Annotated in this window: 18 protein-coding genes; 10 read left to right on the forward strand and 8 right to left on the reverse strand. The window is 44.9% G+C overall.

Annotation, left to right across the window (positions count from 1 at the left end; all coding sequences use genetic code 11):
* Window positions 1-4: 4 nt before the first annotated feature.
* Window positions 5-655, reverse strand: a complete 651-nt coding sequence (locus J4N37_RS21140; RefSeq protein ID WP_252042216.1) for a Qnr family pentapeptide repeat protein — start codon at window positions 653-655, stop codon at window positions 5-7.
* 432 nt (window positions 656-1,087) lie between these two features.
* Here J4N37_RS21140 and ompW point away from each other — a divergent pair, with 432 nt between their 5' ends.
* The 5 genes from ompW to J4N37_RS21165 all read left to right on the forward strand — a co-directional run bounded on the left by ompW (window position 1,088) and on the right by J4N37_RS21165 (window position 8,625).
* Window positions 1,088-1,732, forward strand: a complete 645-nt coding sequence (ompW, locus tag J4N37_RS21145; protein WP_010453431.1) for an outer membrane protein OmpW — start codon at window positions 1,088-1,090, stop codon at window positions 1,730-1,732.
* 431 nt (window positions 1,733-2,163) lie between these two features.
* Complete coding sequence (locus J4N37_RS21150; protein WP_252042217.1) at window positions 2,164-3,135, forward strand: TAXI family TRAP transporter solute-binding subunit; 972 nt, start codon at window positions 2,164-2,166, stop codon at window positions 3,133-3,135.
* 77 nt (window positions 3,136-3,212) lie between these two features.
* Window positions 3,213-5,813 (forward strand): TRAP transporter permease, encoded by a 2,601-nt coding sequence (locus tag J4N37_RS21155; protein WP_252042219.1) that lies wholly within the window; start codon window positions 3,213-3,215, stop codon window positions 5,811-5,813.
* A 302-nt stretch (window positions 5,814-6,115) separates the two neighbouring features.
* Window positions 6,116-7,141, forward strand: coding sequence for an HlyD family secretion protein (locus J4N37_RS21160; RefSeq protein ID WP_252042220.1), 1,026 nt, complete (start codon window positions 6,116-6,118; stop codon window positions 7,139-7,141).
* Entirely contained in the window at window positions 7,138-8,625 is a 1,488-nt protein-coding gene (locus J4N37_RS21165) for an MDR family MFS transporter (protein WP_252042221.1), read from the forward strand. The genes J4N37_RS21160 and J4N37_RS21165 overlap by 4 nt, the downstream gene beginning before the upstream one ends.
* A gap of 90 nt (window positions 8,626-8,715) precedes the next feature.
* Here J4N37_RS21165 and J4N37_RS21170 read toward each other — a convergent pair whose 3' ends face one another.
* Window positions 8,716-8,961, reverse strand: coding sequence for a Rho-binding antiterminator (locus J4N37_RS21170; RefSeq protein WP_045392615.1), 246 nt, complete (start codon window positions 8,959-8,961; stop codon window positions 8,716-8,718).
* 705 nt (window positions 8,962-9,666) lie between these two features.
* On the opposite strand from J4N37_RS21170, the gene J4N37_RS21175 reads away from it, so the two are divergent.
* The 3 genes from J4N37_RS21175 to J4N37_RS21185 all read left to right on the forward strand — a co-directional run bounded on the left by J4N37_RS21175 (window position 9,667) and on the right by J4N37_RS21185 (window position 14,624).
* Window positions 9,667-10,434, forward strand: coding sequence for a helix-turn-helix domain-containing protein (locus J4N37_RS21175; protein WP_038883549.1), 768 nt, complete (start codon window positions 9,667-9,669; stop codon window positions 10,432-10,434).
* 260 nt (window positions 10,435-10,694) lie between these two features.
* A complete protein-coding gene (gene ygjK / locus J4N37_RS21180; protein ID WP_252042222.1) occupies window positions 10,695-13,385 on the forward strand; it encodes an alpha-glucosidase in 2,691 nt (896 codons plus the stop codon).
* Between the two features lie 519 nt (window positions 13,386-13,904).
* Window positions 13,905-14,624, forward strand: a complete 720-nt coding sequence (locus tag J4N37_RS21185; protein ID WP_038883555.1) for a hypothetical protein — start codon at window positions 13,905-13,907, stop codon at window positions 14,622-14,624.
* A gap of 29 nt (window positions 14,625-14,653) precedes the next feature.
* Here J4N37_RS21185 and J4N37_RS21190 read toward each other — a convergent pair whose 3' ends face one another.
* The 3 genes from J4N37_RS21190 to J4N37_RS21200 form a co-directional block, all read right to left on the reverse strand.
* Window positions 14,654-14,905 (reverse strand): TIGR03643 family protein, encoded by a 252-nt coding sequence (locus tag J4N37_RS21190; RefSeq protein ID WP_252042223.1) that lies wholly within the window; start codon window positions 14,903-14,905, stop codon window positions 14,654-14,656.
* 103 nt (window positions 14,906-15,008) lie between these two features.
* Complete coding sequence (locus tag J4N37_RS21195; RefSeq protein WP_252042225.1) at window positions 15,009-15,428, reverse strand: VOC family protein; 420 nt, start codon at window positions 15,426-15,428, stop codon at window positions 15,009-15,011.
* A gap of 39 nt (window positions 15,429-15,467) precedes the next feature.
* Entirely contained in the window at window positions 15,468-16,064 is a 597-nt protein-coding gene (locus J4N37_RS21200) for a LysE/ArgO family amino acid transporter (RefSeq protein ID WP_252042226.1), read from the reverse strand.
* Window positions 16,065-16,275: 211 nt separating this feature from the next.
* Between J4N37_RS21200 and J4N37_RS21205 the strand changes: the two genes are divergently transcribed.
* Together J4N37_RS21205 and J4N37_RS21210 are read left to right on the forward strand one after the other, a co-directional pair.
* Window positions 16,276-16,737: an ecotin family protein gene (locus J4N37_RS21205; RefSeq protein WP_045392629.1), complete on the forward strand. Its 462-nt coding sequence runs from the start codon at window positions 16,276-16,278 to the stop codon at window positions 16,735-16,737.
* Window positions 16,734-17,042 (forward strand): MliC family protein, encoded by a 309-nt coding sequence (locus J4N37_RS21210; RefSeq protein WP_252043294.1) that lies wholly within the window; start codon window positions 16,734-16,736, stop codon window positions 17,040-17,042. Before J4N37_RS21205 ends, J4N37_RS21210 begins: the two co-directional genes overlap by 4 nt.
* Window positions 17,043-17,455: 413 nt before the next feature.
* On the opposite strand, the gene J4N37_RS21215 is transcribed toward J4N37_RS21210, so the two are convergent.
* The 3 genes from J4N37_RS21215 to J4N37_RS21225 all read right to left on the reverse strand — a co-directional run bounded on the left by J4N37_RS21215 (window position 17,456) and on the right by J4N37_RS21225 (window position 20,437).
* On the reverse strand, window positions 17,456-18,649 hold the full coding sequence (locus tag J4N37_RS21215; protein ID WP_252043295.1) for a hypothetical protein: 1,194 nt from the start codon (window positions 18,647-18,649) through the stop codon (window positions 17,456-17,458).
* Window positions 18,650-18,851: 202 nt separating this feature from the next.
* Window positions 18,852-19,343 carry a VOC family protein gene (locus J4N37_RS21220; protein WP_252042227.1) on the reverse strand — a complete coding sequence of 164 codons (492 nt, stop codon included), beginning with the start codon at window positions 19,341-19,343 and terminating at the stop codon, window positions 18,852-18,854.
* A gap of 155 nt (window positions 19,344-19,498) precedes the next feature.
* Window positions 19,499-20,437 (reverse strand): LysR substrate-binding domain-containing protein, encoded by a 939-nt coding sequence (locus tag J4N37_RS21225; protein ID WP_252042228.1) that lies wholly within the window; start codon window positions 20,435-20,437, stop codon window positions 19,499-19,501.
* Between the last annotated feature and the right edge of the window lie 66 nt (window positions 20,438-20,503).

Consider the following 20,503-nt stretch of genomic DNA (forward strand, 5'->3'; position numbering starts at 1 on the left):
CTTCCTAAATAACGATCAGTCCAAATGGTGCGAGCAGTTGTTCTTGCTGCCAGTCGCAGATCTTAACACCGTATAAAGAGACGCGGCGAATGTCCAAACCTTCTAAATCGACGTGGGTAAGATCGCTCTCTTCTATATTAAAGCTGCCCCATTGTTCTCGACTGAATTCTCCTCTCGATAAGTCAGAGCCTTTAAAGCTCGCGCCCATCAAGTTTGCGCCGTTCCATCGGTTCTCAAATAGATCACATTTCTCTAGCAGTGCGCGCTCAAAGTTGGTGTAAGCCAAGTTGCAGCCCGTGATGTAGGCGATACAAAAGAACACAGTGTTGCTGACACGATTAGCGAAGTTGGTACTTTGAAAGTTTGCGCCCTTCAAATCGCATTTGCGCAGCTCGATGCCGACGCAATCCGCACCATTGAACTGAGACATGGCCAACATGCAGTTGCTAAAGCTGGCGTCTTTGAGCTTGGCATAACGGAAACTGCAGCCTTCTATGTCGCTCGGCTGGATAAAACGGCAGTCAATGAACTTTGCATCACTCAGATCGGCGTGGTCGAAATTGCATTGATAAAAGCGGCAGTTTTCAAAAGTGGTGTTTTGCAAATCGTGATGAGAAAAGTCTTCGTGTTCGAAAGTGAGATCGGTCTTAATCATGGCTTTTTATCTTTTCTTTGTTCGTTGGAAGCAGACTACCACTCTAAGTGACTGATTTTCCAGAAATATAACTTGTTGTATTTCAATGCCTTACAAAGGCCGAAAATCGCCAATTTAAGCGGTCAAACTGGCTTTTTGAGGGCGGTGTTTTTTGAAAATAATCCGAGCATATCGAGAAAATAGTTTTGTTGAATACAGAGGCGTACATAGGAGGGGGAATGAGAACTGCGACGCACTCTTCTCACACGCACAGTTTGCATTACAGAATTGTGTCCTATTTGCATAATTTGTTGATCAGTATGGCGATTTTGTATGCGAAAAAGTGATATTTTTTACAAATTGATTTCCATCAAAAAAGTAGGGTTTCTATGTGCTAGATTGCGCGCAGCTCAAGAATATAAAAACTATTAAGCCCTACAAAAGGAAATAACAATGAAAAAAACAATCTGCAGTCTAGCAGTGGTTGCTGCGCTAGTATCACCTCAAGTTTTAGCTCACAAAGAAGGTGATTTTGTATTACGTGTCGGTGCGGCTTCAGTTGTGCCAAATGACAGCAGTGACAAGATCTTAGGTTCTCAAGAAGAGCTTAAAGTGGATTCCAACACTCAGCTCGGTTTGACGTTTGGTTACATGTTTACTGACAACATCAGCTTAGAGGTGCTTGCAGCAACTCCATTTAGTCACGACATTTCAACAGACCTTCTTGGCTTGGGTGATATTGCAGATACTAAACACCTACCACCAACCGTAATGGTTCAGTACTACTTTGGCGACGCACAAAGCAAGTTCCGCCCATACGTGGGTGCCGGTCTGAACTACACCATCTTCTTCGATGAAGGCTTTAACGGTAAAGCGAAAGATGTAGGCCTTACAGATCTAAAACTGGATGACTCGTTTGGTCTAGCGGCTAACGTGGGTGTCGATTACATGATTGATGACAAGTGGTTTGTAAACGCTTCTGCCTGGTATGCAAATATTGAAACTGAAGCGACGTACAAGTTTGGTGGTGCAGCACAAAAAACTGATGTGAAGATCAACCCTTGGGTATTCATGATCAGTGGCGGTTACAAGTTCTAAGAAAAAGCAGTAGTAAAAGAGCAATAAGATTATTGGCATGACTTTTAGGGGCAGTTGCGGGGATTGCCCCTCTTTTTTTATGTCATTTTCTTGCGCAACATTTCCTTCCTATTTTCTCTCATTCGACCAATCTTCCTGTTTGTAAATGTATCGCTTAAAAAATGAATTTTCTGTTAATTCTCGATTGTTGAGAAAAGCGAAAATTTACTATAGCTAGGTTTTGAATTTGTTCTGATAAATTCGATTGCAAGTGCTCGGTTAAATATTAATCGAATACGGGAATAAAAATTACAAAATGAAGCTAAGGATTAGCTGACTAAGGAAAATTGCTCGTGAAGCGTGGAATTTTTACACGAGTATTTTTCGGTTTTGCTGTCTTTAGCTGAGAAAAATATCTTTATTTTTCAATCGATAGACAGGAAGAACTTAAAATGAAAGGAACCACACTCATTGCAGTATTTGCTTCGGCAGTTTTACTGTTCTCATACAGTGAGAAAATAAGTGCGGCAGAGAAATTTATTACTATCGGCACCGGTGGCCAAACGGGCGTTTATTACGTCGCTGGACAGTCGATCTGCCGTTTCGTAAACCGTGGTGCTGCAGACCACAGCATTAAATGTAATGCACCTGCCAGTGGTGGTGGCGTGGCAAACGTCAATGGTTTGCGCAGTGGCGAGTATAACTTTGGCATCATGCAGTCAGACCACCAATATAAAGCCTTAGAAGGTGTGGCTCCTTTCCAAAACAACCAACCAATGACGGACATTCGTGCTGTTTTCTCACTACAAAGTGAAGTGTTCACAATTCTTGCGCGTAAAGACGCGGGCATCACCAATTTCGACGATTTGAAAGGCAAGCGAGTCAACATTGGTAACCCTGGTTCTGGTCAACGTGATACGTTTGAGCAAGTGATGCAAGCAAAAGGCTGGTCGCAAGATGTGTTCAGCTTGGTATCGGATCTGAAACCTGCAGAACAAGCTTCCGCAATGAGTGACAACAACATCGATGCAATGAGCTACTTTGTTGGTCACCCAAACGGCGCGATTCAAGAAGCCTCGACCACAACGGATGCGGTGTTAGTGCCAGTAACTGGTCCGGAAATCGACAAGCTACTTGCCGAGCGTGCTTACTTCACCAAAGCAACCATTCCGGGGGGAATGTACCGTGGTAACCCTAACGATACGCAATCTATCGGCGGCAAAGCGGTACTCTCAACCACAGCAGAGACGGATCCTGAGTTGGTGTACCAACTGACGAAATCTGTGTTCGACAACCTAGACCGCTTCAAGCGTCTGCACCCAGCATTTAAAGACCTGAAAGAATCAGAAATGATTGAAGTGGGTCTGTCTGCATCACTGCATGAAGGTGCGGTGCGCTACTACAAAGAGCGCGGCTGGTTGTAATTCTTAGAACCTTCGATTTTTAGCAAGCGCTGTGATGGATTCGCGGCGCTTGCTTCTCTGTTGTTTGTGAGAAAATTATGGATAAGACGATCTCCACGTCCCATGCTGACACGCATCCGAGTGAGCTGTCGGCAGAAGAACTGATTGCCCAAGATGTGGGTGCTCGCTTGCCAACCGGAATCATGGAAAAGCTGATTGCCGGCTTGGCGTTACTTTGGTCTTTGTTTCAACTTTGGATCGCGTCTCCGCTGCCCTTTATTGTCGGTTTCGGTGTAATGAACGACACCGAAACGCGCGCCATTCACCTTGGCTTTGCCTTGTTGCTTGCCTTCCTTGTCTTCCCTGCTTTTAAGCGCTCCCCACGCGACCGTGTTCCTGCCTTCGACATCATGTTGGGTTTGATTGCTTGTGCGTCTTCGTTGTACTTGTTTGTTATGTACGAAGCACTAGCACAACGTCCGGGCAGCTTAACCACTGAAGACTTTATTACCGCATTGATTGGTTTGCCTCTGCTTTTAGAAGCGGCGCGTCGAGTGTTGGGCCCAGCATTGCCTGTGATTGCGTTGGTGTTTATCGGCTACAGCTTGGCAGGCCCATACATGCCGGGGTTGTTGTCCCACCGCGGCGTGCAGTTGGATGCGTTGGCTAACCACCAGTGGATCACTACGGAAGGTGTGTTTGGTATTGCGCTTGGCGTATCGACCAGCTTTGTATTCTTGTTTGTTCTGTTTGGTGCGTTGTTGGAACGCGCTGGAGCAGGGCACTACTTCATTCAATTGGCATTTAGCATGTTGGGGCACTTGCGTGGTGGTCCTGCAAAAGCGGCCGTCGTTGCTTCTGGCTTAACGGGTTTGATTTCGGGATCGTCTATCGCCAACGTAGTGACTACAGGTACGTTCACCATTCCGATGATGCGCAAAGTCGGCTTCTCTGCAGAGAAAGCGGGTGCGGTGGAAGTAGCTTCATCGGTGAATGGGCAAATCATGCCTCCTGTTATGGGCGCTGCGGCATTTTTGATGGTGGAATACGTTGGCATTCCTTATGTTGAGATCATCAAACATGCCTTCTTACCTGCCGCAATTTCTTACATCGCACTGCTTTATATTGTCCATCTAGAAGCGCTCAAGTTGGGCATGCAGCCAATTGATGCCGTACGCTCAAAACCTTGGCTAGCAAGGCTAACGGGATTTGCATTTGGCGCGGCGTTGATTTCTGGATTGTCGATGGCGGTCTACTATGGTTTAGGATGGTTGAAGCCAGTATTGGTTGACTTTGTACTACCGGGGATGGCGTTGATTCTGGCAATGGTTTACTTGGCGCTGCTAAAAGTCGCCGCAAGTAATGAGCCGCTATCAGAAGAAGATCCAGATGCTCCGCTAGAACAGTTACCAAATACGCGTGCAGTCTTGCTGTCTGGCTTGCACTACTTACTGCCTGTGGTGGTTTTGGTGTGGTGTTTGATGATCGAGCGCTTGTCTCCAGGGTTGTCTGCTTTTTGGGGCAGCGTGATTCTGGTGGTGATCGTTCTGACTCAACGTCCTCTGCTGACTTGGTTGCGTAAAGACGGCAAACACGATTACGGTAACTTCAAAGACGGTTGTATCGATTTGCGTGAAGGCTTGATTGCTGGCGCGCGCAATATGATCGGCATTGGCATCGCGACCGCCACCGCAGGCGTAATTGTTGGTGCGGTATCGCAAACGGGGGTTGGCTTAGTATTGGCTGATTTGGTTGAGATGCTGTCGATGGGCAACTTGCTACTAATGCTGATGCTCACGGCGGTATTGAGCTTGATTCTAGGCATGGGCTTACCAACCACGGCGAACTACATTGTGGTATCAAGTTTGTTGGCGCCTGTTATCGTCACGCTAGGTCAACAACATGGGTTGATCGTACCGTTGATTGCGGTGCACTTGTTTGTGTTTTACTTCGGCATCATGGCGGATGTAACGCCGCCAGTGGGTCTGGCTTCGTTTGCTGCTGCGGCGGTGTCGAAAGGGGATCCAATCAAGACGGGCTTAACCGCGTTTTACTACAGTTTGAGAACCGCGGCTTTGCCGTTCTTGTTTATCTTCAATACGGATTTGTTGTTGATTGACGTGGATTGGGCGCACGGTATCGCCATCTTTGTTATCTCTACTATTGCGATGTTGATATTCGCTGCGGCGACGCAAGGTTGGTTCCTGACTCGTAACCGTTGGTACGAAGGCGTTCTGCTATTGCTGGTGGCCTTTACCCTGTTCCGTCCAGGGTTCTGGATCGACATGGTGGTGGATCCGTACCAATCGAGCAATCCTTCCCAGTTGGCACAAACGCTTGAGCCGCTTGAAGAAGGCAGTGTGCTTAGAATGCGTATCAGCGGTGAAGATGCGGTAGGTAAGATGCGTGAATTCTCGGTGCTGTTTTCGGTTCCTGAAGGGGAAACCGGACAAGATAAGCTGGACGCACTTGGCATAGCGACTTATCAGCAAGGTGAACAAACTCTGATTGATATCGTTAGTTTTGCTAGCCCAGCAGAGGCGGCAGGATTGCAGTTCGACCAACAGATTGTCGATGTGCGTGTGCCAGTTGAGCGTTATCGCAAAGAGTGGATGTGGATTCCAGCAATGGTGTTGTTTGGTGTCGTGATTTGGCTGCAACGTCGAAGGGTAACTGCGCAGCTTGCTTCAGCTAATTGATAGTTAAAGATAAATAACCATAAAGCCCCGTTAGAGTTAAGACTAACGGGGCTTTTTTTGTCTGGAATATTCGTCATTTTTATTTCCATGTTATGGAATGATTAGCGTTCCCTATACTTTATGTACGTTAATAGCCAAGCATTTCGAGGTTGCTTGGCTATTAAAGAGTGTGAATATCTTTGCGCACCTTCTGAACAAATTATCAACGCTCAAAATCGGATCTTAACCTTGCAGATCATCTTATTGTCCGAAGATAGAAAAATCCTACACTGATCACAAAATTGAACACTTGGACAATATAAATGAGCGACGATATCGCGAAGAACTCCTCTTCGAAATCCAAACTGACCAAAATCCTTTTCCTTCTCGTTTGTGCTATCGCTTTTGGTGCGATGTACTGGTCTTGGCAATATTCCGACGGTCACCCGAGTACGGAAGATGCGTATGTAAGAGCAAAAATCCTATCGGTCGCTCCACAGGTTCAGGGTCAGGTGGTATCAGTAGAAGCGAAAGATTTCCAAGTCATCAACAAAGGTGACTTACTGCTTAAGATTGATTCTCGCCCTTACTTATTGGCAGTGAAACAAGCGAAAGCCGCTTATCAGTTGGCCGTTCAACAACACGATGTGGCAGACAAACAAGTGACCGAAGCGGTGGCGGGATTGGATGCGGCGCGTTCTAACCTGACCGAAGCGCAGTTGGAATACAAACGTACTAACTCGTTAGTGAAACGCAAACTAGCGTCTGACCAAGATTTGGATACTGCGAAGAACAAACTCGCTAACGCTCAAGCAAGCTTAGAACAAGCACGCGCAACGGTTGAAAAAGCAATCGCAAACCGCGGTGAAGAAGGCGCAGAAGCAGCGGTTGTTCAACAAGCGGCGGCGCAACTTGCACAAGCTGAATTGAACCTTAGCTACACCGACATCACTTCTCCTGTCGATGGTATCGCGGGTGAAATCAACACACATACTGGTTCTGTTGTTGGCATTGGCCAAACTCTGTTCCCTGTGATTGTGAAAGACAGCTATTGGGTACGCGCAAACTTCAAAGAAACTGACCTAACACACATCAAAGCAGGCATGCATGCTGAAGTCGTGATCGACATGTACCCAGACGTAGTTTGGGATGCGAAAGTGGAAGAACTGTCGCCAGCAAGTGGTACCTCTTTCTCTTTGATGCCACCAGAGAACGCAACCGGTAACTGGGTAAAAATCAAACAACGTTTCCCTGTGCGTTTGACGCTTGAAGTGCCTGAAGGTGCGCCACAATTACGCGTGGGTGCAAGTTCTGAAGTGACTGTTGATCTGAAAAGTAACGCACAATGAGTAACGAGATTACGGCCGACAAACGGGGAATAGCCACCGTCGCCGTGATGCTTTCGGCCATCATGGTGCTGATAGACATGACCGTTGCTAACGTGTCGCTTTCACACATGATGGGCGCGTTGGGCGCAACGGCAGACCAAATCACTTGGGTGCTAACTGGCTACAGCATGGCTGAGGCGATCTTCATTCCGATGACCAGTTTCTGGGTATCGCGATTTGGTGAGCGTAAAGTCATGCTGGTGGCGGTGATCGGCTTTGTGATTGCCAGTGCTTTCTGTGGGCAAGCGGGTTCACTCGAAGAGATGGTGGTGTTCCGTATTATCCAAGGTGCGTTTGGTGCCTCGGTTATTCCACTGGCGCAATCGACATTGGTTCAGATTTACCCTTCTGAGCAAAAAGGCAAGGCGATGGCGATCTTCTCCATCGGTATCTTGCTTGGTCCTATCTTAGGTCCAGTAGTGGGCGGTGTGATTACTGACAACATCAACTGGCGTTGGATCTTCTACGTCAACTTGCCATTTGGCTTGGTGTGTACTGCGCTGATTTATCGCTACATCCACATCAGCAACAAATCCAAACCGAACTTCGACTGGTGGATCATTGGTTATATGGCCCTCGGGGTCGGTGCGTTGCAGTTCGTGCTCGACAAAGGTAACGACGAAGACTGGTTCAACTCTCGCATTATCCAAACCGCAGTGCTGCTGGCGATCATGGGCTTAATCATGTGGATCTACCGCAGTTGGAAGACCAAGAGCCCCATTGCGCCTCTGTGGCTCCTTAAGGACAAAAACCTCATGGTCTCGTCCTTAATGATGGCGGTGGTGTCGATGGCCATGTTTGGCTTGACTACTCAACAACCGATGTTGCTCGAAAGCTTATTGAACTATCCAGTGTCCACCACGGGTATGTTAATGGCACCGCGGGGCTTGGCGTCTGCGTGTATGCTGATATTGGTGATTGTGATTAACCCACAATTCGATCCAAGGTTGAAGATTGTCTTTGGCCTAACCTGTATCGGTATTGGTAGTTACCTCATGACCTTGTACTCCATGGAAATCGATACCTTCTGGATCGTGATGCCAAGTATGATTCAAGGTATGGGCTTAGGTTTGACCTTCTCGACCTTATCGACACTGGCGTACATGACATTGCCAAAAGAGCAGTCGGTGGCAGGGGCGAGTATTTTTAACCTGTTCCGCACCATTGGTAGTTCGTTTGGTATCTCGATTGCGACTACATACCAATACCGCGATAGCCAACAGCAATGGCACGCTTTGGGAGAAGGCTTTAATCCTTATAACCCAGTGTTGCATGACTGGGCTGCGAAGCAGGGGTTATCGATTACCGATCCTGCGGCATTGGAGCAATATCAGAACATGCTCCATCAGCAATCGCAAATGGTGGCCTTTGTGCACACCTTCCAATTGGTCGGGGTGATGTTCGTTATCATGATGCCGATGCTGGTGTTTATCCGCTCAAGGTAGCGTTGAAACTGAAGCTAAACAAAAGCGCCTTTAACTCTTCTGGTTGAAGGCGCTTTTTTCTATTTGACGTCTGCGTATGAGAATAGGCAATTAACTGAAAGTTACTTCGCTGAAATGTGGGTTTTCGGTGAGTGCTCTCATTGCGATCAACTGCTCGGTTGGGAACGAAGTCCGCTCACCTGCAACATCCAAAAATAAGCATTCTTGTCGCTCCATATCGTAACCGGTATCGAATGCGCTACCTTGGTGTGTCTCACCATTCTTCAAGGTAATCTCAACTGGTAACTTAAACATACAGGCGATTTCAATAAAATCATATTGACTACATGTCACCATAACTTTCTCCTTTCGTTCTCTTTTATCAGACCGATAAAGGGTAAGAACTCATCTATGAAGCCTACTCTCTATTTTACGCCTAATTGGAGGACTTCCCAAGTAAACCAAAACATACCAGCCTATCTTTAAGATCACCGTTTCTCCTTTACAAGTAGGAGTCGATGCGTTGAAAGAGAACTTAATGTTGCATATGGAGTGAAAAAATTAGCCGTAGAAAAATATGTGAGCAAGATAGAAAAATAAAGGTATAATATGATGACGCTTCAATAATATTCCTCTCTCTTTAACCAACTCTCTTGCTCCTTATAACAAGAATTTTACTGGTCATTTATTTATTATAATTCCAGTAAGTCGTTATTTTTCTGTGATCTCTCGCGTGACTAAATTTCTAAGTACAATTTTTTGATACTTGCCACCTAATAAAGTAGCCTTTCAATAGAAAACTTTTACTAAAAAACCTAGCGAACTTAATTTTACGCATCAAAACAATTATACTCATCGCATACTGATAAGGCTTGCAATAACTGGTTGAAGCTTAATCTATATGGGTAAAAATCCATCGGTTAACGCTTAGTAAAAAGTCTCATCATTGAAACACATTTAATAGATAGAAATTGCTGGAATTATTTGGAACCGGCATCACAAGAGTAGGACTCTCTTGAATATATCATCAGGGATGCTGAAAAATTAAAAAGGCATTGTTAGATGAATAATTCTGCAACGTATTTACTTGCTGCTTTACGAGAAAAAATAAAAGAGAAAGGGATTTGCTATTCCGATCTCTCTGCTGGAATGGGGATTCCGCTATCAACTATCAAAAGACAACTTCATAACACGTCTCTTGGATTGGATAAAATACTCTCGTTTGCTACTCATTTAGATACGGATTTGGTTGAATTATCTATGCGAGCGAAACAGCTTCAACAAGAGAATGAACAATTCATTACTGAAATTAATAGCGAGATATTTAATCAGTATCCATATTTGTTTGATTTCTTATATTTGTTGCGTCGTAAAGAGTGGTCACTACAAGATATTTTGAGTAAATACCAACTTACTCATACATCTCTTACCTTGTATTTAAGAGCCTTGGAAATGATGGGTTACATTGAGTTAAAAGGTGATGATCAATACCGTTTTAAAGACCAAGGTCGTTTTATTTTTGAAGAGGGTTCCAAGCTCGATACTTTGTTTGCTAAGCGTTTTCGAGACGAAGTGTTTAGCCATGACGTACGACCACCAATCTGCATGGGACGCATAGCCATTACTGAGGAACAAGAAGAGAAACTGGCTAACGAGGTATACAACAAGCTGATTGAGTTTGATGTACAGAACAAGAGTGGGGAAGGCAGCAAGCGACTCCGAAACGTGTTGATGACCTATACGCCAGGTAAGCAAATTTTTCTCTCAGATACCATTCCAAACATTGACGGTGAGTTATTAAAAGCCATATCGATGGCGAATGAAAAATAGTGAATATTTAATCACAAAATAAAGAATTTATATGAAGTGGGTGTGTTTGATAATGAATGCATCAAAGACCCACTATTACCCAAAATTAATGACCTGTTATTTAAATAGGCCAAACGAAGAAGAGACAAATTAACCGATCTCTTCTCAAATCCAAAAGTGAAATAAATAAGGCTGAATCTTCATCATCGAAACTCGGCAGGGCACGTCTCGACCTTTTTTCGCCTGATCAGGACCAAAAGCCAATAAATGAGGGATATAACATGCACTTTAAGACTTCTTTGTGTGCGATTGCTGTCGGGGTTGCTCTAACACTTAGTGGATGCAACAGTAGTGATAATGATTCTAACGTGGATGCACCATTGAAAGCGGCTGAATTCCATAACACCATTGATCGTGCTGGTGTGCCAGTGGCACTGCGTGATTTGCATGGTGGTCACCTTCGCTACATTCCAATGTTCGATAACGGTTCTTGGCATGGACACACGCTAGACACCAAGGGTGGTGAAATTACTCTAGGTGGTACGGCGTTGTTAACTGAAGAGTACGTGTCATTCATGGCAGCACGTTTCGACCGTTTGGCGCTAACGGTGGATGGTGAAGCTATGCCGCTTAAGCTGACAGAAGCGTATTCACAACCTGGCGCGCTGATTCAAAAGTATACGGGTGATGATGGCATCGAAGCAGAATTAGAAATGCGTTTTGTAACAGATCGTACGTCTCTTGTGAAAACGACGATCAAGAACCCGAACAAGCTGGCTATTCAAGGTGAGTGGGACGGTGAGTTGATGGCGGATTACCGCGCTGACGATGGTGAACTATACAAAAACAGCGACAGCACAGTACGCAGTGTTGAAGATGCATACCCTACTTACTCACGTGAAATTGCCGCGACAGAAAATGGCGTAGCAGTGTCTTTTGGCGCGGTTCGTGACTCTTGGTCTCTACTGACTTCGGGCGACTCTAAGTTTGAAGTGACACGCTCTGTTAAGCCAGAAACATCTACCATTGATGATGATAAGAAAGGCTTCGTCCAAACGGCTGAGCTAGGAAATGGCGAAGAAATCACGCTATATACGGCTTACACGCACGTTCAAAACACCCAAGAGCAAGCGTCTGAGTTTGCGAAATTAGACGACGTGATGGCCGATCCAAAAGGCTACATGCATGAGTCGGCAATGCGTTGGGAAGAGTACTTAGAAAATGGTTTGACCAACGATGCTGCTTCTAAAGAGCATGAGTTCGTTGCAGTAAAAGCGATGGAAACACTTAATGCAAACTGGCGTGGCGCAGCGGGTGCAATTGACCATGACACGGTGACACCATCGGTAACCGCTCCTTATTTCTCAGGTAACATGACTTGGCCGTGGGATACGTGGAAGCAAGCTTATGCAATGTCACATTTCAACCCTGATGTGGCGATGGAAAACATCCGTACTGTGTTCCAATATCAAGTACAGTCTGATGATCCTGTTCGTCCTTGGGATGAAGGTTACCTGCTTGACGTAGTGACATACAACTTACCAGCAGAGCGCTGGGAGGGTATGTCGGCGGAATACAAAAAAGTATTCCCTCAAGCTACCGATGGCCTGAACTGGAATGAGCGTAATACTAAACCATCACTTGCTGCATGGGCTGTTTGGGAAGTGTATACCGCGCTAAAAGATGAGCATAACCGTCCCGAAGAAGCTAAAAAGTGGCTAGAAGAGATGTATCCGAAGTTGGTGGCATTCCATGATTGGTGGCTACGCGCTCGCGATACAAACAAAAACGGCATCCCTGAATACGGTGCAGCGAAAGACCCAATTCATACCGTATTTGAAGAGGATCTGAACGACGGCTCTTGGGGACCAGATGCTTCGATCGATGATATGAAGTTCTATTACAAAGATGAAGCGAGTGGTTCTGACTGGATTAGCGAAACAGGTATCGAGAAGTACAACGAGCTACTAACATCCGGCGATTACACCGCAATGAGCATCCCTGCAAAAGTAGCGGCAGGTTGGGAATCGGGTCGTGACAATGCAGGCGTATTCGGTTTTATCGATACCATCGATGACCTACAAGGTAAATCTGCGTTGCCAACGCAAGAAGAAGCTGAAGTGATCGACCAAATGGGGCGCTACGCACACAATACCAACGGTTTCGACAACACCTACGATATGGTGATGGGTACAGATGGTTCTGTTGTGACTTACCGCGATGATTCAGCTGTGAACATGGATAAACTGGCTCAGGCGAAGAAAGACTGGGAAGTGAAATTCAACGAGAACACGGATGAGTCAAACAATCTATCTGGTTACTCGCTGATGCAAGAATCAGTTGACCAAGCGTCTTACTGGTACTCTGACAACCTGTACCTATCGCAAATTGCAGAAGTTCTGGGTAAAGCAGACAAAGCTTCTGAGTTTAAAGCGAAAGCGGATGACACTAAAGAGTACATCAATCGCTGTATGTTCGATGACGCGACAGGGTTCTACTATGACATTGAAGTGGTACCGGGCGGTCTAAGCAACCAGTGTGCTGGTCCAATGCTAGTGAAGCGCGGTATGGGCCCTGAAGGTTGGTCGCCACTATTCAACAATGCAGCGACGCAAGAGCACGCAGACAAGGTTGTGAAGAACATGCTCGATACCAGCAAGTTTAACTCACCTAAGATCCCGCTAGGTACTGCATCAATGGATAACCCAGCATATGGTCCGGATATTTACTGGCGTGGTCGTGTGTGGCTGGATCAGTTCTACTTTGGCGTACGTGGTATGGACAACTACGGTTACGGTGTAGAAGCGCGTCAAATGGTTGATAAGCTATTCCAAAACGCACAAGGTCTAACGGAAACAACGCCGATTCAGGAAAACTACAACCCTGAAACGGGTGCTGTACAGGGTGCAAACAACTTCTCTTGGAGTGCGGCGCACTTATACATGTTGTACAACGGCTTTGTTGGCAAGTAAGACTCGCTTGTTACTTACAGCGTGAAGATTTGAGCGTTGCAGATGACCCCCCTAGCATCTGCAACTGCTTAATTCTCTTCAATTAGGCTCAATAAGATCAAACCGGACAGTGAAAACTGCCCGGTTTTTATAGAGTTAAAGCACTACTTTTTTCTGTTTTTCTAAAAGTTGTATGCGATAAAAACTGCGCTACAACACCACTTCTCTTTAAAACCTAATGGCTTATCTCCCCGCATTTCGTTCTGTCTATTTTCAATAAATAACATTTATAAAATGATCGTTTAACCGTCTTGTAACAATGCATATGCTGCAAGTATTAGTGAGGTCATTTACATTCATGCAAAAGTATTAGAGTTACTTCCAATCTCGCCGTTATTCAATGGTACTGAGCCAACGTCTTTCCAACACTCTATTCTGTCCCTTGAATCTTCCTCACCCTTAAGAGCGTATTGATAAATACCTCACTTTCTACGTTGTCAGCATGACGTGTTGCGATGCAACACCATCCAGGAAGGTGACATGAACTGTTTACAGACCAGCCTTTATAACTTGCTAGAAGATAATAACTTTGTGCCATCTAATGAGTACAAAGCCTCTATTGCAAGCTATCTTTATTCGGATACTTCCCTTACGCCAAAAGCGATGAATGAGCTCACGCAAGAGATTTTTCAGAGCAAGCAAACCATGGCGTATTATCTGTTGCACAACGCGATCAACGAGGAAGAAGGGGCTGAGCGCCTCAAGATGATTGCCAATCGTTATGCGCAAGGAGAAATGAAGCAACAGATCATGCTCCACTACCAAAACGACAGAAATCACTCCGCGATGTATGCCAGCTTAATTCCGTTGACGGGCTATCAAACCGAAGTCTATCAAGAGGCCAAATCGAGCGATTTTAGTAATGTGAGCCACTTTCATGATGATATTAAAATCCACCTTTTCCGAGCTCACTCTGTCGAACTTCGTTCTTGGTGTTTATTGGTTTCTCAACTGAGTTTTATCGATCAATCCGATGTGCCTTACCTGAAAGAGATGCGCCCAACGATCCAGAAGATACTGGATGATGAGATGAAGCAGGTCTCCTACACGGCTCAACATGTTAGTCAGTGGCTGGAAGAAGATCCTTCACTGTGCCAAGCCTTCACTCAATGCATGAACCACACTTATCGAGAAACTTGGGACTATCTAGCTTCGATGGCTGAGTTTATGCGTGATAGTGCGCCGTATTTTATGGTTTAAGCACATCGCATTTGAAATTTAAGAGAGACTCAACGTTGTTTGTACTGCGTTGGGCAATAACCTCTGTTCACACCTGGTGAGCACAGTTTTAAGTGCTTGGTCTTCCTGCCGGTGACTCGATGTCGCCAAAGCTTAAAACTGTTCGGTTGTAAGTGGCGGCGCATTAAGTTGATCACCCCTTTCTCGTCCAAACCAAATTGATGCTCGATGGCTTCAAATGGGGTTCTATCTTCCCATGCCATCTCAATAATTCTTGATAGCATGTCATCGCTAAAGGTCATTCGCTAATCCTGTTTTGCTGTTGGACATACACATACGTAACGCGCAGCGATTCGGGTTCATTGAGGGGGATTTTTAGTAGAAAACTGATGGCTTTCTGGTGCGTTATTTCTGTGGTTTTAGCTCGACCACATTGCCTTCTGGATCTTCCAAGTAGACAGATCGCCCGAAGCCTTGAGCACCATATCTTTCAGTAAACTCTGCAACATGCACATTGTTTTGGTGTAAGTAAGACAGCAGCTCTTTTTCTTCGAAAGGTGCAATCTGAAGGCAAAAGTGGTCAAGGTTACGACCATTTTGGCTGGGCGACTTTCCGCCTAGTTTCCCAAGTTCACTATCGACCGTTACCAAATCAATGATCGCCATTCCTGCGCGAAGCTGAGTTAACCCTAAGTCTGGTAACTCACGCTCTATTGGGCATCCTAATATATCTCGATAAAAGTGCAGCATCGCGTCGAGATTGTCTGTTCTGAGTACCACGTGGTCGAGCGCTTTTACTTCAATTGGATTTCTCGGATTTGCCATGACGTTGTCCTTTTGTCCTTGATGACAAAAGTATACGCACTAAATCAATAAGCTGATCGCCAGAGCAAGCATGACAAAGCCAATGATGAATTCCAAAATCTGCCAAGAACGCGCATGTTTGAAGATGGGGATAAGCAGTTTGGCGCCATAGCCTAGGCTGAAAAAGAACACGAAAGAGGCACAAACAGCACCTATCGCAAACTGCCATTTATGCGGTTCATATTGAGTGGAAATAGAGCCCAGCAATACCACTGTATCAAGGTAAACATGCGGGTTTAACCATGTGAATGCCAAGCAAATCAGTGCTGTCTGCCATGCACTTTTTGAGGTATCACCTTCAGGGTTCATTACGTGTCTTTGTGTGAATGCAGAGCGTAAGCTACTGATGCCGTACCAGGTTAAGAACGCTGCGCCAGCGTAACGCGCAATTGTCTCGATCAAAGGAAACTGAGTTACCAAGTAACCGAAACCCGCGACACCAAGAGAAATTAAAATGGCGTCAGACAAGGCGCATAAGAAGCACACTAAGAATACATGATGCTGTTTGATGCCTTGCTTTAAAACAAAGGCATTTTGCGCTCCAATAGCCAGAATTAAGGAAATGCCCAGCGTAAAGCCCGCAAGATAGGTGGTCATTTTCTCTTCCTTGAATTGTGACCAAATCAGGTTTCAAACCATAACCTTGTCGGAAAATTGCTGCAAGGCACAGAACAGAGACTTACTAAAATTGTTTGATGGCGTTGAGGCGTCGTAATTGTGAGAGTTGCGATCAATTTGCATCGTGTATTTACCCTAATTTGGTGTTACCAGTTACAATATGCACGACTATATGAATAAGGGAAAAACGATGAAAGCAGTTTGGTTAGCTGCCGGTGCAATGGCACTGAGCGGATGTTCTGCAATGAATTCAGCAAATGATGTATCTCGCCCATCAGCAGAGATGTTTCCAGAAATGGAGAACATGACAAAGCATGTTTTCTATGTAGACCCAGCAATCAACGAAGCAGATAAGCGCGTAGAGCTGGTGGTTGGTAAAATGATGGAAACAGACTGTAACCGTGTATCTTTAGGCGGCTCTGTAACTGAACATACATTGGAAGGTTGGGGCTACACCTATTACCAAGTAGATTCTTCAGCGGGTGGTGCTATTTCAACGCTAATGGCTTGTCCTGAAGATATGGAGAAGGTAGAAACGTTCGTGCAAATGCCGACTCGTGATTTGTACCGTTACAACAGCAAGCTACCAGTCGTGGTTTACGCTCCAGCTGATTTGGATGTCGATATTCGCGTATGGGCTCCCGAAGAGTGATCTTGAAGCCTAGCAAAGCGGCTCTGATTTTAAGTGGCTTGTTAGTGTTAGCGGGTTGTTCATCGTCTTCGCCTGAACTCCAATATCAATGTAATGATGGTCAACAGTTCGCTGCTAGCTTTACGGAGGATGCAGCGCTGATCAAAACCAACAATGGAAGCGTTATAGAGCTAAAACAGGTTCGCTCTGCTTCTGGCGCGAGGTACCTATCCGATGATCATATGTTGGTCCTTCACACCAAAGGTGACGAAGCCATTTTGATCGTCAACGAGATATCTCAAAGTACTTGCCGCATTAAAAAGTAATCGCGTTAGTGAAAGGCTTGGTTCAGGACCAAGCCTTTTTTCATGTGCCGTTTGAAGATGGGTTTAGCCTTAGAGAGTGAGTTTGTTGTTTCGTGTTCACAACCCCCTCCAGCTCCCCCTTGTATTGAAATGGTTTGCTTGGCATTGAAGTTTCGCTTTTAAGGGGGAGGGCTTGTTTATGGAGTGCCCCATTTTTCCCGTCATTCCGAGGAGCCTAGGCGACATCAGGAATCTCTTTTTAACGCGCTCAAACAGTTCTTATGTGTTTTGCTCTTCGAAGCTGAAACCAATGGACGCTAGGGAGGGGGCTCATAAAAATTAACAAAAAAAGGTTGGTACTAGGCCAACCCTTTTTGATGCTTAAGCATTCAATTGTTCCAACTGGATGCGTAAGTTTCTTAGCGACAACAGAGTTAAAGAGTAATTGTCTGATCAGTAAACTGAATTTTCTCTATATTTGATAGGATATTAGAGCCATCGCGGTTATCGATGCGATCGACAAGTTGAGTTCTGTTATTTCCTAATTTTTCTATTGTGTACTCAGTTTTTGGGCCATGTACTATGACGGTGTTTGACCCAGAGTTGCCAGTAATGGTGTTATCGTGATGGTTGATTTCAATATTGCTGCTTTTCGTACCTGACAGCGTCAATTTCGTCAGATATTGTGAATGATAGGTATAGGGTGTTGTAGCATCGAGGATCATCTTAAACGTCCCTTCAAACGAATCTGAGATATAAGCATCGTACGTTAACACTGGCGAGAAGATTTGCTCCGTGATGTATTGAGCGTTCGGATCATCAGTCACAAAGTCTTGACGGTGTTTAACGTTGTACATCCCCCACATACCAGCGCCATCGTATGCTCCCCAAAGTCCGTAATAGCTATCAATCACCGCTGCGAAATACTCTTGATCCACACTGACTTCTTGTTGCCATTCTTCTAATGTCTCAGCGGATGGATTATATGCGTTGTGCAACGACTGCTTTTGAATTGCGTTTAACTCTCTCTGGAACTCGGGTAAAGCAGCAACACCACCCTCGGGAGCATTGAGTACTCCGATGCCGTAATCGTGTACCAAGTGAAGAATCTCTTCATAAGAAGCATCGCGGTGGTTCGCATAATCTTGGTTCACGTACCAAGCTCCTCCCTCGACCTGGATCTCCTCTTCAAACAATGGTTGCCCATCTAAGTCATCGTTGTATTTTGGCTCGTCGTGATAGTTCATCAGTTTAAGAATGGCACCATTGTTTGCCATCGCGTTTGCGATCTTGTGTTTTTGTTCGACTGTTCCGTATTTGCTGCCTTCGACGGGTGTTAGGTAGTGATTCAAGACATTGACGGCTTTGACTATCTGATAATTTGATAATCGATTCATGATCAATATATGGATTGATTTTCCGTTCGGCGCCTTGACCGAAACATATCGGTTGTAACCCGCTTTTGAGTAAGCAGAAAATTGACTTGGAACAGGCTCAACCTTGATACCATGAACAACAGAAGAGGATGGTCCAGTAGTAGGGGGAGTTGTTGGCGTCGTATTGTCTGAGCTGTTACAGCCGGAAAGTAATATGGTTGAAGCTAAAATGGTGAGAGGTATTGTTTTCATCATTAGTCTCGCTTTTTTACATTGAACCACCAATGTAATTGAACATCGTTTTATTTTGTTTGATAGCGAGTGGTATTGGACAGTTCAATACAATCTCTTACAAGGTATGAGGAGAGAAGGTTATGAGAAGCAGATTCACTAACATGTGCCAACAAAAAAGGGTTGGCACTAGGCCAACCCTTTTTCATTCTTAGACGTTTAATTATTCGTAATCAGACGCGTAAGTTTCTTCGTAAGTGTGTGAGTAAAGCTCGAACAAGTTACCAAACGGGTCTTCCATGTAGATCATTTGAGCTTGTTTGCTGTCGTCTTCTGGGTGGTATCGCATGATGTCCATGCGAGCTTTACCACCAAACTCTTCAATACGTTTGATTGTGTGTGGGAACTGCTCTTTCGCTACTTGTAGACAGAAGTGGAAGATGCCTAGACGAGAGAAATCTACTTCGTGACGCTCTTGACGCTCTTTCATTTCAAACAGCTCAACACCGATGCCGTCAGATGTCACAAGGTGAGCGATGTTGAAGCCTTTAAAGCCTTCACCGAATACGGCTATACACATACGACCGATTGCCGATTCGCGCTCTTCGATAACTTCTGTGTTGTTCATTACGATGCGAAGACCAAGCGCTTTAGTGTAGAACTCTACTGCTTTGTCCATATCGCCAACCATGATGCCTACGTGATTCATTTTCATAATTCTGCTCCAAAAACTGTGATGATTAATTCGTGTTTCGTTTCGATGGAGGAGAGTATATGGAGAATTTCTGATTACATGAAATTATCAATAATTTTCAAGATAATAACTTTTTGTTATTAACATCTCTTAGGCATCACTCGTTTTATTTTTAGTTAGGCATAAGACTGACTGACGATGAGCTCTCTTAGCCATTTATGGCTTGGGTCGTTATCAAGCTGTTTGTTCCAGAGCAAGAAGAATGCCCCAGGCTCTAGTTCGAATGGTAGCGGTTTGATGACAATATCAGAGGCTTCCTCAAAGATGCGGATGCATCTATACGGGTAGGTGAGTAATAAGTCACTTTTTTCGCAGAGTTTTATCGCACTGGATACGTCAGACATGTTGACGGCATTATTGATATGAAGACGCTGCATTTCTAGTACTTCATGCAATAACCAACGAGAAATCCCCCCGGTGATCACTAGAATGTGTCGGTACTTTAAAAAAGTGTCGAGGCTCCACTCCTCCTCTAATGCTGGATGTCCTTTTCTCATAATACACACAGGAGTATCACGCATTAATTCCGTATAGCTAAGCGAATCAGGTATCGTCTCCACGTGCTTTTTAGCACGGCTGTCGAACTCAAAAATGCCCACCCCAAAATCGACCTCTCTTCTCTGCAGTCGTGCGATACTATTGCTGCTCCAATCATTACTCTTGAGAGTGATGTTAGGCGCACAAGATAAAGCTTGAGGTAGAAAACGTGGATAGATGGTAGTGTAAGCCGTTTCGATCAGATCGATATGGAAAACACGTGTTGAGTTTTCTGGATCGAACTCCTCAGGTTCACGAAGCTGATCAATTTGCATCAGGATTTGTTGCAGCTTGCTTTCTAATGCCAACGCTTTTGGGGTCGGCAATAAACCTTTGGATTCTCGCTCGAATAAGGGGTCATCAAACTCCTGGCGCAATTTAGTAAGCTGTTTACTGACGGCCGATTGAGATAAGAATAGCTTTTCTGCGGTTCTGCTCACGCTGCGCTCTTGCAGTAAAACGTACAGACAAATCAGCAGGTTCATATCATTTTTGATTAAGTGGGATAGATTTATCATGATATTCCTATCATTCAACTTACAAATTGAGGGGTATGAATAGAAACTATATCACTTAATTGAATT

This window comes from Vibrio sp. SCSIO 43153 (assembly GCF_023716625.1).
In the GTDB taxonomy this organism is placed as follows: domain Bacteria; phylum Pseudomonadota; class Gammaproteobacteria; order Enterobacterales; family Vibrionaceae; genus Vibrio; species Vibrio rotiferianus.